The 13,914-nt window shown below is 59.0% G+C and carries 12 protein-coding genes, 4 tRNA genes and 1 pseudogene; 5 read left to right on the forward strand and 12 right to left on the reverse strand.

Features of this window, described 5'->3' with window-relative positions; all coding sequences use genetic code 11:
• Window positions 1-10 precede the first annotated feature (10 nt).
• Genes AB7M29_RS27180 through AB7M29_RS27190 form a run of 3 tightly spaced genes read right to left on the reverse strand, consistent with a single transcriptional unit; the run spans window position 11 to window position 2,090 of the window.
• Window positions 11-1,339, reverse strand: coding sequence for an AAA family ATPase (locus tag AB7M29_RS27180; RefSeq protein ID WP_454248422.1), 1,329 nt, complete (start codon window positions 1,337-1,339; stop codon window positions 11-13).
• Between the two features lie 2 nt (window positions 1,340-1,341).
• Window positions 1,342-1,872, reverse strand: coding sequence for an A24 family peptidase (locus tag AB7M29_RS27185; protein WP_454248423.1), 531 nt, complete (start codon window positions 1,870-1,872; stop codon window positions 1,342-1,344).
• 26 nt (window positions 1,873-1,898) lie between these two features.
• On the reverse strand, window positions 1,899-2,090 hold the full coding sequence (locus AB7M29_RS27190) for a Flp family type IVb pilin (protein ID WP_030131923.1): 192 nt from the start codon (window positions 2,088-2,090) through the stop codon (window positions 1,899-1,901).
• Between the two features lie 409 nt (window positions 2,091-2,499).
• Here AB7M29_RS27190 and AB7M29_RS27195 point away from each other — a divergent pair, with 409 nt between their 5' ends.
• Window positions 2,500-3,366, forward strand: coding sequence for a response regulator transcription factor (locus AB7M29_RS27195; protein ID WP_454248424.1), 867 nt, complete (start codon window positions 2,500-2,502; stop codon window positions 3,364-3,366).
• Between the two features lie 60 nt (window positions 3,367-3,426).
• Here AB7M29_RS27195 and AB7M29_RS27200 read toward each other — a convergent pair.
• The 4 genes from AB7M29_RS27200 to AB7M29_RS27215 all read right to left on the reverse strand — a co-directional run bounded on the left by AB7M29_RS27200 (window position 3,427) and on the right by AB7M29_RS27215 (window position 3,839).
• Window positions 3,427-3,502, reverse strand: a tRNA-Gly gene (locus AB7M29_RS27200).
• Between the two features lie 3 nt (window positions 3,503-3,505).
• Window positions 3,506-3,581: transfer RNA gene (locus AB7M29_RS27205), tRNA-Glu, on the reverse strand.
• A 104-nt stretch (window positions 3,582-3,685) separates the two neighbouring features.
• Window positions 3,686-3,761 (reverse strand) — tRNA-Gly (locus AB7M29_RS27210).
• Between the two features lie 2 nt (window positions 3,762-3,763).
• Window positions 3,764-3,839: transfer RNA gene (locus AB7M29_RS27215), tRNA-Glu, on the reverse strand.
• A 393-nt stretch (window positions 3,840-4,232) separates the two neighbouring features.
• Between AB7M29_RS27215 and AB7M29_RS27220 the strand changes: the two genes are divergently transcribed.
• Window positions 4,233-4,991 carry a hypothetical protein gene (locus AB7M29_RS27220; RefSeq protein WP_195840112.1) on the forward strand — a complete coding sequence of 253 codons (759 nt, stop codon included), beginning with the start codon at window positions 4,233-4,235 and terminating at the stop codon, window positions 4,989-4,991.
• Window positions 4,992-5,062: 71 nt separating this feature from the next.
• Here AB7M29_RS27220 and AB7M29_RS27225 read toward each other — a convergent pair whose 3' ends face one another.
• From AB7M29_RS27225 to AB7M29_RS27240, 4 genes and pseudogenes are all read right to left on the reverse strand, one after another.
• On the reverse strand, window positions 5,063-5,944 hold the full coding sequence (locus AB7M29_RS27225; RefSeq protein ID WP_437180777.1) for a methyl-accepting chemotaxis protein: 882 nt from the start codon (window positions 5,942-5,944) through the stop codon (window positions 5,063-5,065).
• Window positions 5,924-7,027 (reverse strand): annotated as a pseudogene (locus AB7M29_RS27230) (HAMP domain-containing protein); the annotation flags it as partial. The pseudogene AB7M29_RS27230 and the gene AB7M29_RS27225, both read right to left, overlap by 21 nt.
• Before the next feature lie 108 nt (window positions 7,028-7,135).
• Window positions 7,136-8,524: an aminotransferase-like domain-containing protein gene (locus AB7M29_RS27235; protein WP_217854198.1), complete on the reverse strand. Its 1,389-nt coding sequence runs from the start codon at window positions 8,522-8,524 to the stop codon at window positions 7,136-7,138.
• A 332-nt stretch (window positions 8,525-8,856) separates the two neighbouring features.
• On the reverse strand, window positions 8,857-9,618 hold the full coding sequence (locus tag AB7M29_RS27240; protein ID WP_454248425.1) for an SDR family oxidoreductase: 762 nt from the start codon (window positions 9,616-9,618) through the stop codon (window positions 8,857-8,859).
• Between the two features lie 236 nt (window positions 9,619-9,854).
• Here AB7M29_RS27240 and AB7M29_RS27245 point away from each other — a divergent pair, with 236 nt between their 5' ends.
• Window positions 9,855-10,859, forward strand: coding sequence for an NADP-dependent oxidoreductase (locus AB7M29_RS27245; protein WP_052964897.1), 1,005 nt, complete (start codon window positions 9,855-9,857; stop codon window positions 10,857-10,859).
• Between the two features lie 138 nt (window positions 10,860-10,997).
• On the opposite strand, the gene pyrF is transcribed toward AB7M29_RS27245, so the two are convergent.
• Complete coding sequence (gene pyrF, locus AB7M29_RS27250) at window positions 10,998-11,696, reverse strand: orotidine-5'-phosphate decarboxylase (RefSeq protein WP_195840113.1); 699 nt, start codon at window positions 11,694-11,696, stop codon at window positions 10,998-11,000.
• Between the two features lie 292 nt (window positions 11,697-11,988).
• Here pyrF and AB7M29_RS27255 point away from each other — a divergent pair, with 292 nt between their 5' ends.
• Together AB7M29_RS27255 and AB7M29_RS27260 are read left to right on the forward strand one after the other, a co-directional pair.
• On the forward strand, window positions 11,989-12,747 hold the full coding sequence (locus tag AB7M29_RS27255; protein ID WP_454248426.1) for a response regulator: 759 nt from the start codon (window positions 11,989-11,991) through the stop codon (window positions 12,745-12,747).
• Complete coding sequence (locus AB7M29_RS27260; protein WP_454248427.1) at window positions 12,747-13,799, forward strand: sensor histidine kinase; 1,053 nt, start codon at window positions 12,747-12,749, stop codon at window positions 13,797-13,799. Before AB7M29_RS27255 ends, AB7M29_RS27260 begins: the two co-directional genes overlap by 1 nt.
• Window positions 13,800-13,914 lie beyond the last annotated feature (115 nt).

A 13,914-nucleotide genomic window follows, 5' to 3' on the forward strand; every position in this document is an offset into this window, starting at 1 on the left:
TATCTCCGTATCAAAGAAAGTCGAGCTGGACGAAATAGTTGTGCCATGCCCATTCCAACTCTTGCGGTGACAATGGTCCGGAACCGCCCATATAACGCTGACGATCGAGCGCCATGTTCAGGAGATCTCGGGGATGGCAAGGCACCAGGGGCATGCCTTCGCTTGCATAAAGCCTTTGCAGTACGTAACGCAGCAGCAGCGGGTCGAAAGGAATGCCCAGACGCTCGCATTCCTGACGCCAGATCTTTTCGTACTCCTCGGGCTTCAGGTAACCGAATTGCAGCTTGTAGCCAATCCGGCGAAGGAAGGCCTCATCGGCCAGCTCCAGGGGATTGAGGTTGGTGGAAAACACCAGAATCAGATCGAACGGCAGCTCGCAATGCCGACCACCGCCCAGATTGATGAAATCGCGCTTCTCTTCCATCGGTACGATCCAGCGGTTCAACAGTTCGGCGGGGGCCATGCGCTGGCGTCCCATGTCATCGATGATGAACAGGCCATTGCTGGCCTTGAGTTGCAAGGCGGCCTGGTACTGACGGGTGGAGGGGTCAAAGCGAACGTCCAACTGCTCCATGCTCAACTCACCACCCGTAATAACGATGGGGCGTTTGCAGCACAGCAGTCGACGGTCGATCCCTTCGTTGAGCATCAGATTGTTTTGTTGGCTGTTGTCATCCAGGCGCTGATGCACCTGCGGGTCATAGATCTCGATCACCGACTCGTTGATGACGATAGCGTGAGGCACCCAGATGGCCTCGGCGAACAGACGAATCAGCCGACTGCTGACATAAGTCTTGCCGGTACCCGCAGGGCCATAAATCATGATTGCGCGCCCGGAGTTCAGCGCCACACCCAACTGATCGAGCATCCCTTCGGTAAGCACCACGCCAGCCAGGGCGTTGTGCATATCGTTGGAGTTGATACGACCATGGTGGATGGTCTGGATTTTGATCAGGGAACGGTAAGTACTCACCGGGAGAGGTGCCGCGCCGATGTAGCCACTGCGCGATAAGGCGTCGCGAGCGGCACTGCGACCACGTTCGGTCAGGCCATAACGCAGCATCTGCCCACCGGATTGCCCCATCTGGCCAAGCACTTCGACACGGCCGTCCTTGCGCAGAAACGCCAGGACCTCTTCAAGTACGGCGCCGGTCAGTGCCAGGCGCTCCACCAGCCGCGTCATGTCGAGCACACCGGCGTCATGCAGATGCTTGCACACCAACTCGCCGAGAAAGCTGTCGGTCAGACCAGTTTCGCGAATAGTGCAGGGCTGAGGAGCCAGTCGCTGCACCGCTTCCCGTTCGCTGGGGTAGGCATCACTATCGACGATGACGTGCATGACTAACCTCCAAATCCACCGGCAACGAGTAGCCAGTAGACGCTATTCAACGTCCCGAGCAAGATCGCAACCGAATAAGGAAAGGGCTTGCTGGCCACGTCGTCCGAGCTCGGTGCCATATAGGCCCGCGCCCGAAGCATCAACCGATAGCGCCCCAGGGTCTGCAACAATTGACCGCGCACCAGCACGATCAGGAAACCGCACAAGCCTCCCCATAGCAGACTGAAGAACACAGCCCACAAGGCGTAATGGGGAGGTAGAAAACTGCCAGCCATGGCCATCAGCTTGACGTCGCCGGCAGCCATGCCGCCCAAGGCATACATGGGCAGGAACAGCGCAAAACCGATCAGGAGGCCCATCAGGCCGTCCCCCATCCCACTGACTCCGCCTGAGTAAGTCTGGCCGGCCAATCCCAAGGCCAGACCCACCAGGATCAGCAGGTTGGGAATGCGGTGGCGACGCAAGTCGCTCACCACCGCCACGCCCAGCAGTCCTATCAGCACAACGGTAGCAACCAGCTGTTCCATGGACATCGCACATCTCCCTATTAGAGTTGTTATTAGCAAGTACCAGGAAGAACGGCGTTGCAAAGAGCTATCATCCTGGTGTTTACGGCTCCGCCAAGAAGCGTGAACGTTGCAACAACAGCGACCGTAATTAACCCGCCGGCCACCGCGTATTCCACAATGGTCAGGCCGTCTTCGTCTTTGGCGAACTTCACTACTGAAGCCTTGATTGTTTGCATGATCATTTTGCCCACCTCACTCGAATGTTGTTTTTTCGGAGGCAGTGCGTTCTGCTCTGCCTGGATGCAACACTAGTCAGGGGCAAGGCATGTGCGTTAGGAGGATTTTGCACATCACTAGGACTTTTTTGCGGGTGGGCCAAATACGGGCCATTGGCCTTTGAAGAGGTATTAAGAGGGGGCAAAACGAGGGGTGGCAGGCAAAGGTGGTTGCCATTGATTCACAAGCGACGAGCGGTTGACGCCGTGTGTACCAAACCACGTCAACAAACAGTTGCCCTAGACCGACTTCGGACAACACATAGAGCAAATAGAACTAACTTTCGCCTTTCTTATCAGCATTTAGTCTGCAAAGTGATAGCACGTTAGCAATACTACTCACCGAGAACGGCACGAAGAACCGCAGAGTAGAGACATGACGTCCAATTTGACCAAAAGGCCATCGCTACTGTGGTTCGATCAGACCCACGATCATTCCACAAAGGAACTCATCGCGCAGTTCGAGGGTACCTGCGACTGCAAATTGGCGAAAAACTCCGTGTTGCCCCACGGGGAACAGGCAGACATGATCTGCATCCATTTTGATCGCCCCGACACACCAGGCTTGAGGCTGTTGCTGGAGATCAAACGCACCACCCCCACCATCCCGATCACCATGTTCACCGTGCAGCACTCGGAAGAACTGGCTGTCTGGGCCATGCGTTCCAGCGTCTGGGAATACATGGTGCTCCCGCTCTCAGGCACTGAGAGAAAGCGCTATCTGACAGCAGTGGTGCAGCTGTGCGAGTTGCGCCGAAATGCCAACGGTCTGGGCCAGACATCGCTGATCGATCACTCCCCGACCCTGCCGGACAGCATCCGGCTGACCTCAGGGCACCAAAAACACCAGGCACTGAGCAGCGTTATGCTGTACATCGATCAGCACTTTCGGGACAGCATCGATCAGAGGGATTTGGCGAAGCGCTGCGGCATGACGACCTTTCGCTTCAGCCGCCTGTTCAAGGAAGCCAATGGCGTTGGCTTCACCGATTACATCCTGGACAAACGCATGAACTTCGCCAAGCAACTGCTCGACAATAGCCAGATGCCTATTACCAGCATCGGCTATGAGGCTGGCTTCAAGGATCCGTCCTACTTCGCTCGCGCCTTCAAGCAGTTCGTCAACTGCACGCCCAGCGAATACCGTTTGACATGCCAACTCAGAGCGGTAGCCGCGCAACCCGCGCTGGAGGATACAACCGCTGAAGTGCTCGAAAGCCTGGTGCAGAGCCTCGGAAGTTGAGGCAGCTTTTTTCACGCGCACAAAAAAACGCCGCTCAATGAGCGGCGTTTTCTTTGAATTTGGAGCGGGAAACGAGACTCGAACTCGCGACCCCGACCTTGGCAAGGTCGTGCTCTACCAACTGAGCTATTCCCGCAAATGGCGTCCCCTAGGGGACTCGAACCCCTGTTACCGCCGTGAAAGGGCGGTGTCCTAGGCCACTAGACGAAGGGGACACGCTGCCCGGAACACATGGTGTGTGTTTCGGTGCCCAGATCCGCATCCGAAGATTTGGTTCTGGTTTCACTCAGCCCTGCCCGAAAGCAAAGCCGTTTAAAACTGGAGCGGGAAACGAGACTCGAACTCGCGACCCCGACCTTGGCAAGGTCGTGCTCTACCAACTGAGCTATTCCCGCATTGGCGTCCCCTAGGGGACTCGAACCCCTGTTACCGCCGTGAAAGGGCGGTGTCCTAGGCCACTAGACGAAGGGGACACACGTACAACATTCACTCCCTACCGCGTTTCGCTGTGTGCTTTACGCTGTAAGTGGCGCGCATTCTATGGATGGATTGAGGGGTCGTCAACCCCCAGATATAAATTTATTTAAATCAATGACTTCGCCCTGCTTTCAGCAGCGATTCAGGCTTTTCCGTCGACTGACCTTTGGCGCCTATATTCTGGCATCCACCAAGGCGCTATAGTCCGCGTCGAGATGATGGCAATGTGCACCTCACACGCTATTTACTTATATCTGCAGCGTTACGGCCGATATAAGCAGAGCCACTGCCGATTCAACTCGTCGAGCGGCTCTAGGCGCCCAAATGCCAAGCTACTACACTCGACTCGCACGCGAACCCTATAAGAGGTCTTACCGGTGACACCACTCATGATCACCCTGCTAGTCGTAGCCGGGATCGCACTATTGATCGCCATTGGCTACATGAACCATGTGGTGGAAAACAATAAGCTGGAAAAGGCCCGCACCAAGGTTGAACTCAACGACCGTCTGCGTCGTTGCGGTGAAATCACCGAGACCTTCCCCGGTCAGTTGATGACACCGACGCTCAAGTTGCTGTTGACCCGTCTGGAGCTGAACGTCTGCCAGCGCCTGCTGAACCTGGAAAAAACCAACGCCACGTTGAAGGCACGGATTACCGAGCTGAGTGCCTTGGTCGCGCAAGGCGAATCGATCCCGGTCAACAACCCACCGGCACCGATCCAGACCGAAGCCAAAGCCAAAGACGTGCGTTTCTTGCTCGAAGCCCTGCATGGCCAGATCACCCGGGCCGCACAGGACGGTTTCCTGCCAACCAACGAAGCCAAGCGCTGGATCCGCGAGGTCCGTCACATCCTGGTGCTGCTGCACATCGAATTCTTCAACAACCTGGGCCAGCATTCCCTGCAACAGAACCAGCCCGGCCAGGCTCGCCTGGCCTTTGAACGCGGCGTGCAATACCTGCGCAAACAACAGGAACCGCAGGTTTACGCTGAACAGCTGGAATACCTGGAGAAACTCCTGGCCCGCGCCAACGCCCAAGTCATGGACACCATCGCCCCGGTTGAAGGCGAGGTGAACCAATTGACCGAAGGCCTCAAAGACGTCGAGGCTGATGCCGACTGGAAGAAAAAAGCGCTCTACGACTGATCATGTAAATGCTGAAAAGCCACCGGGTCAGGTGGCTTTTTTTTGCGTTGGGATTGATGGAAGGGCAGCGCTTACAGCCTGAAGTGCCCCACCATCCCCTTCAGCTCAACTCCCAGCTGCGCCAACTCAATACTCGACGCCGCATTGCCCCGCATCGCCAACGACGACTGATCCGCACTGGCGCGGATACTGGTGACGCTGCGATTGATCTCCTCGGCCACTGAACTCTGCTCCTCCGCAGCCGCCGCAATCTGCTGGTTCATCTGCTGAATCAACGACACCGCTGCCGCAATGCTCCCCAAGGCGCTCTCGGTCTGCAACGCATCGCTCACCGCCAGCTTCACCAACTCGCCACTGTTCTGAATCTGCTGTACCGACGAATGCGCCGCCGAGCGCAAGGCACTGACCAGCCGTTCGATTTCTTCAGTCGATTGCTGGGTTCGCTTGGCCAGCGCCCGAACTTCATCGGCCACCACCGCAAAGCCCCTGCCCTGCTCGCCGGCCCGCGCCGCCTCGATGGCCGCATTGAGCGCCAACAGGTTAGTCTGCTCGGCAACGCTTTTGATCACACTGAGCACCGTGCCAATGTTCTGGATTTCCGCACTGAGGCTTTCGATACTGGAGCTGGCCGAGGTGGCTGAGTCCGCCAATTGTTCGATCCGCGCCATGCTCTGACGCACCACCTGCTGACCGCTTTCGACCTTGCCATCCGCAGTCTGCGCCGCCTGGGCAGCCTCCTCCGCGTTACGTGCCACGTCGTGCACCGTGGCTGTCATCTGGTTCATTGCGGTGGCGACCTGCTCGGTTTCTTCCTTCTGGCTGCTGACTTCAAGGTTGGTCTGCTCGGTCACCGCCGACAGCGATTGAGCAGAGCTTGCCAGCTGTTCGATACCGGCCTGCAAACCACTGACGATATTGCTGAGCCCTGCGCCCATTTGCTGCATGGCTTGCATCAACTGGCCGATCTCGTCACGACGGGTCACTTCAATCGTTGCACTCAAATCGCCCGCGGCGATCTGCTGAGCCACACGAATCACACTGCGCAGCGGCGCGACGATCAACCGAGTGATCACCCAAGCAGCAATTAGCCCCACCAGCAAGGCCAGTGCCGAGGAGCCGATGATCAACAGCGAGTTCTTTTTCAGCTCTGCCTGCATCGACTGGTCTTCGGCAACGTAGGCCTGATCCACCCGCTCCACCACTTGAGCGGCGCGCTGGTGGAGTTGCTCATAGACGGTTTTTTCCTGTGCCAATAACCCGGTGTACTCGGCGAGTTTTTCACTGAAACCGGCAATATGACCGGCCACTTCATTGAGGACAGTCTGGTAACCCTCATCCTTGATCGTGGTTTTCAGTTGCTCGGCCTGGGTCAGTGCCTGATCGGCTTGCTCAATCTTGCCCTGCCCGCCGCTGTCGTCGCCCTTGCGGCTCTGGTCCAGGCGTACGCGCGCTTCGTTCATGGCCTGCAACATCAGCCGCGAAACCTGGCTGACCTGATTGGCCTGCTCGATGAATTGCGCGCCGTCCTTGCCCTCGGATTCCTTCAAGGTATAGGCACCATCATCGGTGAGCCCGGCCTGCAGCACATCGAGGTTATTGGCCACGCTGGACACCGACCAACTGGCCATTTCCAGCGCCAGGTCCTTGGCCTGACTCAGCGAGACGAACTCGTCGAACGCCTTGCGATAGGCTCCCAGCGACTGCTCGACGTCGTTCATGACTGGCACGTTGGCCGTTGACTGGGCCTTGAGCTGGGTCGCCAGAGCGATCAGCGCATCCACCCCGGCGCGCAAGGCGTCCGCGGTTTTCGGATTACCGTGCAAGGCGTATTCCTGCTCAAGCAAACGCACCTTGAGCAAACCGCTGTTGAGCGACGACATCTGCTTGAGCCCGTCGAAGCGCTGACTAATGGTTTGCAAGGACCATACGCCGATGGCCGCCACCAAGGCTGTCAACAGCAGTACCAGTACAAACCCGACACCCAGTTTTTTCGCCATACCGAGGTTGGCAAAACGTCCTTGCACGGCCGAAATCATTGCGCTTAGTCCCCTGCCATTGTCTGTTGATGCAGATTCGCAACGGGCTTGTGCCAACACAAGTCTCGGGCGTCGGAATAATGGCAAAAAGCTACGCCCGCGTCGCTTTCAGAACGTTTGAGGTCGATCCCGAGCGGTAGCCTGAAAAAATGCCCGGGCGCGAGGATCACAGGCATAAGCAACGTTGATCCGCTGCCAGTCATAAGCTTGTCCGGTCGGACTGAACGCCGTCGGGCAAGACAGCAGAACACCGAAGCGCCGCGCCTGAGTTCGCACCTGGACGTAGTCAGACTTGCGCGATCGCGCCCAGATGAACAGGCCACCCGCCGGTTTGCCGAAAACCTCCCACTCCGCGTCTTCGAGCACCTGCAAGGCCGCTTCCCTGCCAGTGCTTAAACGCTGGCGCTGACGCTGCACCAATTTGCGATAGGCACCACCGGCCAACAGGCAAGCCAGCACCGACTCGCTAAACCGAGAAGCCCCCATGCTGCTGATCATTTTGACCTGCGCCAGTCGCGAAATTACATCGGCACTGCCCACTACAAAGCCAATCCGCAACGAACTGCTGAGGGTTTTGGAGTAGCTGCCGACGTAGATCACGTTGTCATCGATGCCCAGTGCCGCGAGGCGCGTGCCGGGACCGCTGTGAAGATCCGCATAGACGTCATCTTCGATCACCAGCACGCCATGGTTTTTGGCCAGTTGCAGGACCTGCTGAGCCACCCCCGGGGTCAAACTGCTGCCGGTAGGGTTGTGATAAAAGCTGTTGATGAACAAGCCACGGGGTTTGTACTTCAACAACAATGCCTCGAGTGCTTCGGTATCGGGCCCGCGAGGGGTTCGTGGTACCTCGATCATGCAAACCCCGTGCAGCCTGAGCAGATCGAACAGCATCGAATAGCCGGGACTCTCTACCACCACGCAATCGCCCGGTTTGAATAGAGTACGCACAATCAGATCGAGCCCATGACTGGCCCCCGCCGTGGTCAGTATTCTACTTTCATCCACCTCGATACTCAGCTGCTTCAACCGTTTGAGGATCTGCTGGCGTAAAGCAGGCAGGCCCAGTGGCGTGCTGTAGTTGAACAACCCGGCCATGTCGGTGCGGCTGACCTGGCGTATGGCGTAGCTCAGGTCGTCAGTCTCGCGCCAGCTTTCGGGTAATCCGCCGCAACCCAGGTTCAGTTCACCGACGAGGCCGCTCTGCTGCTCAACCCCTTCGGACCAGGGAAGATCCCGTTGCCCCTGAGCGGCCAGCGCCGTGGCCGCGACAAAGAAACCCGCCCCGTTGCGCGTCGTCAGTACACCTTGAGCCACAAGCCGTTCACAGGCCTCGACGACACTGGACTGACTGAGCAGATTGATTCGCGCGATTTGCCGCACAGAAGGCAAACGCGTCCCCGGCGACACCTCGCCGCGACGGAGCCAGTCGGCCAATGCGTCGACGATTTGCTGCACGACAGGCACCAATGCCTGTCGATCGATTCTCAACTCCATGAGCAAGCAAACTCCTGTCCGTTTTGCGGGAAGCAGTTAATCACAGGAGCGCTCCGGGGGATGTGCGACAACGCCGCCAAAACCCTCGGTTCTAACCATTTGAAACACATTGATCGGCGTCTTCATGGAATCAACGCCGAACAATAAAAAATGTGGGAGCGGGCTTGTGTGGCGAGGGGGCTTGCCCCCGTTCGGCTGCGAAGCAGTCGTAAATCCAGACAACTCGGTCTGTCTGGACGGGCGCCGGGGGCCGCTTCGCGACCCAACGGGGGCAAGCTCCCTCGCCACACAAGCCCGCTCTCACACGCTCCGCACCATCGCAGCCTAAAACTTTAAAACGCCGTAACCCCACCATCCACCGCCAGCGAATGACCGGTGGTGAATGCCGCGCCATCGCTGCACAGGTAGAGCACCGCGCTGGCAATTTCTTCGACTTTGCCAATACGCCCGACCGGGTGCATGGCGTTGGCGAACTCGCCCTTTTTCGGGTCCGCTTCATAGGCTCGACGGAACATGTCGGTGTCGATCACCGCAGGACACACGGCATTCACGCGAATCTTTTTCTTGGCGTATTCGATGGCCGCCGATTTGGTCAGGCCGATCACCGCGTGTTTCGAGGCAGCGTAGATGCTCATCTTCGGCGCAGCGCCCAGGCCGGCGACCGAAGCGGTGTTGATGATCGCGCCGCCGCCCTGGGCCAGCAGCAACGGCAACTGATACTTCATGCACAACCAGACGCCTTTGACGTTGACGCCCATGATCGCGTCGAACTCATCGATCGTGCCGTCGGCCAGTTTGCCTTTCTCTATTTCGATACCAGCGTTGTTGAAGGCATAGTCGAGACGGCCGTAGGTATTCACGACCTCGTCCATCAGATTTTTTACATCGCCTTCCAGAGTGACGTTGCAGCGCACGAAGGTCGCTTCACCGCCCGCGGTGCGAATCAGCGCCACAGTGCCTTCACCACCGGCCGCGTCCAGATCGGCCACCACCACTTTCAAACCTTCAGCGGCAAACGCCAAAGCGGTCGCGCGGCCAATACCATTGGCCGCGCCTGTCACAACGGCGACCTGGCCGGAAAACGTCATGCTCATTGTTATGTCCTCGGAGGGAAGAATGCGGGGGATCGCGTGTGCCCAGTCTAGTCACAGGGGCGTATGGCACGGCAGCACTATCAGAAGGCCGGTTGGGCACCCATGAGTTGCAGTGATAGAACGGGCGCCCTGACTATCACTGCACTGGATCGATGTGCATTCGCAGTGTCAGCCAACCTTGCAGCATCGCCAATGAAGGTCTATCAACAAGACTTCATTCATCTTGAGTGCCTGTCATGACTACCCAGACCAATCGCCAGTTCCTGCTCGCCAAACGCCCCGTAGGGGCAGCCACCCGTGAGACGTTCACGTATCAAGAAGTACCGGTCGGCGAGCCGGCGGCGGGTCAGATCCTGGTCAAGAACGAATACCTATCCCTGGACCCGGCCATGCGTGGCTGGATGAACGAGGGCAAGTCCTACATCCCTCCGGTCGGCATTGGCGAAGTCATGCGTGCATTGGGTGTAGGCAAAGTCATTGCCTCGAACAATCCGGGTTTCGCCGTGGGGGACTACGTCAACGGCGCCCTCGGCGTGCAGGATTACTTCCTCGGCGAGCCGCGAGGTTTCTATAAAGTCGATCCGACACTGGCACCGCTGCCGCGCTATTTATCCGCGCTGGGCATGACCGGGATGACCGCCTACTTCGCCCTGCTCGATGTCGGCGCGCCGAAAGCCGGCGACACCGTAGTGTTGTCGGGCGCGGCCGGTGCGGTGGGCAGCATTGCCGGGCAGATTGCCAAGATCAAAGGTTGCCGGGTGATCGGCATCGCCGGCGGCGCGGATAAGTGCAAGTTCCTGATCGACGAGCTGGGTTTTGACGGTGCCATCGACTACAAAAACGAAGACGTGCAGGCCGGCCTCAAGCGCGAATGCCCGAAAGGCGTCGACGTGTATTTCGATAACGTCGGCGGCGATATTCTCGATGCCGTGCTGAGCCGCCTGAACATGAAGGCGCGGGTGGTGATTTGCGGCGCCATCAGCCAGTACAACAACAAGGAAGCGGTCAAAGGCCCGGCCAACTACCTGTCGTTGCTGGTCAACCGCGCGCGGATGGAAGGCTTTGTGGTGATGGATTACGCCGCACAGTTCGCCGCTGCCGGGCAGGAAATGGCCGGCTGGATGGCCAAGGGGCAGCTCAAGAGCAAGGAAGATATTGTCGAAGGACTGGAAACATTCCCGGAGACGCTGATGAAATTGTTCAGCGGCGAGAATTTCGGGAAGTTGGTGTTGAAGGTTTAACCCGATATCTGAAACGACCACAAACAAATGTGGGAGCGGGCTTGCTCGCGAAAGCGGTGTGTCAGTCAACGATGATGTCGACTGATATGCCGCCTTCGCGAGCAAGCCCGCTCCCACATTTGGATCTGCGGCGTTTGGTTAAGCGAGTTCGGCCACTACGGCCGCCAACGCCTTCGCCGGATCCGCCGCCTGGCTGATCGGACGGCCGATCACCAGGTAATCGGAACCAGCCTCTAGCGCCTGACGCGGGGTCAGGATGCGGCGTTGATCGTCCTGGGCGCTGCCCGCCGGACGAATCCCCGGGGTTACCAGTTGCAACGACGGGTGAGCGGTTTTCAGGGCCCGGGCTTCCAGGGCCGAGCAGACCAGACCGTCCAGCCCGGCTTTTTCCGCCAGCGCGGCCAGGCGCAACACCTGCTCCTGTGGCTCGATGTCCAGACCGATACCCGCCAGATCCTCACGTTCCATGCTGGTCAGCACGGTCACGCCGATCAGCAGCGGTTTCGGGCCGCTGCGCTGATCGAGCACTTCACGGCAGGCAGCCATCATGCGCAGACCGCCGGAGCAGTGCACGTTGACCATCCACACGCCCATTTCCGCAGCGGCCTTGACGGCCATGGCGGTGGTGTTCGGAATGTCGTGGAATTTGAGGTCCAGGAACACTTCAAAACCCTTGTCGCGCAGGGTGCCGACGATTTCCGAGGCGCAACTGGTGAACAGTTCTTTACCGACTTTGACCCGGCACAGCTTCGGGTCCAATTGATCGGCCAGCTTCAGTGCGGCGTCACGGGTAGGGAAATCCAGGGCGACGATAATAGGCGTCTGGCAGGCGGACATGAGTGGGCTCTCAGGCAAGTCGAAATCGGCGCGCATTGTAGCGGAACCAGCGCCGCTGCGGGACCCGATGATCGGTAATTCGTCGTCGCGGTTAATACAAGACTAGCTACTGCAGCAATTGTGTCGAGCTCGGTACATACATGACACGCCCACAACACCCTTCAACGCTACCCTCGGCAGCCGCAACAGGTCCTACAGCACTTCCCGCCTCACGGCCGGACGCCTATGCTGAAGCCACAACCTCGCAGCCTATCTTTGTGGTTGGCAGCCTATCTGGCAGATGAACGCACGCATGCACAACTCCCCAGCACCCCAGAACGACGATCAAAAAGCGCCGGCCGACGATAAACGCTGGAGCATTCGCGCCCTGATCGTAGACGATGACGTCCCGATCTGTGAATTAATGATCGACTACCTGGCCCGATTCAGTATCCACGCCAGCGGCGTCACCGATGGCGCCGCCATGCGTCAGGCCCTGCAAGCCGAGCATTTCGACGTGGTGGTGCTCGACCTGATGCTGCCGGGCGAAGACGGTTTGTCGCTGTGCCGCTGGTTGCGCGCCGAATCGGACATCCCGATCCTGATGCTCACCGCCCGTTGCGAACCCACCGACCGGATCATCGGCCTGGAACTGGGCGCCGACGACTACATGGCCAAGCCATTCGAGCCGCGGGAGCTGGTCGCACGGATTCAGACCATTCTGCGTCGGGTGCGCGACGACCGCACCGAACAGCGTGCGAATATTCGCTTCGACACCTGGCGCCTCAACAGTGTGCTGCGCCAGTTGATCGCCGCCGATGGCCTGGTGGTGCCGTTGTCCAACGCCGAATTCCGTTTGCTCTGGGTGTTCATCGAACGTCCGCGCCGGGTACTCAGCCGCGAACAACTGCTGGACGCCGCCCGTGGTCGCTCGATCGAAGCCTTTGATCGCAGCATCGACTTGCTCGTCTCGCGCCTGCGCCAGAAACTCGGTGACGACCCAAAAGCACCACAACTGATCAAGACTGTTCGCGGCGAGGGTTATCTGTTCGACGCACGAGACATCGGCTGATGCGTGCGCGCTTCGATACGCTGTTCGGTCGCCTGTTTGGCGTGCTGCTGCTGGCGATCGTACTGGCGCATTTGTTGGCGTTCTTCTGGTTCAAGCATTACGGTCCACCGCCTCCCCCTCCGCCGCCGTCGGAATTTTCCGAGCGCTTCGACGGACAACGCCCACCACCGGACCCGCGCTTCGGCAACCGGCCACCACGGCCGTGGTTCGGCGGGCCGCTGGTGCCGCTGACCTTTCAGTTTGTCTCGCTGATCATCGCCGCCTGGTACGGCGCCAAGCTGCTGACCCGTCCGATTCAACGCCTGAGCGACGCCGCCGAGCGCCTGAGTGAAAATCTCGACAGTCCACCGCTGGATGAGTCCGGCCCACGGGAAGCGCGGCAAGCGGCCCACACCTTCAATTTGATGCAGCAACGCATTCTGCAGCAAGTGCAGCAACGCTCACGGATGCTTGGCGCGGTGTCCCATGACCTGCGCACGCCGCTGTCGCGACTCAAGCTACGGCTGGAGCAGATCGATGACGACAAGCTGCAAGGCCAGATGCGTCAGGACCTGGACGACATGATCAGCATGCTCGATTCCACCCTCACCTACCTGCACGAACAACGCACCAGCGAGGCGCCACAGTGGATGGACGTGCAGGCGCTGGTGGAATCCCTGAGCGAAAACGCCCAGGACCAGGGCTCCAATGTCCAGGCCAGCGGCCATTGCGCGCCGTTGCAGGTTCAGCCGATGGCCTTGCGCTCGTGCATCAATAACCTGCTGGACAACGCCCTGCGTTATGCCGGGGACGCGCTGATCACGCTTGAGGACAGCCGCGAGGAGCTGGTGATCCGGGTCATCGACCATGGCCCGGGTATCGCAGCGGATAAACGTGAAGCGGTGTTCGAACCGTTCTTTCGCCTGGAAGGTTCACGTAATCGCAACTCCGGCGGCGTCGGCCTGGGCATGACCATCGCCCGAGAAGCAGCGGAGCGTCTGGGTGGGCAGTTGAGCCTGGAAGAAACTTCCGGTGGTGGTTTAACCGCAGTCATCCGCCTGCCCCGCCTCTAAGCCACACCCCCATCCAATGTGGGAGCGGGCTTGCTCGCGAAGACGGCAGTCCAGTCAACATTGATGTCGCCTGACACACCGCTTTCGCGAGCAAGCCCGCTCCCACAGGATCGTA

It is taken from the genome of Pseudomonas sp. F-14 TE3623, from assembly GCF_053629015.1.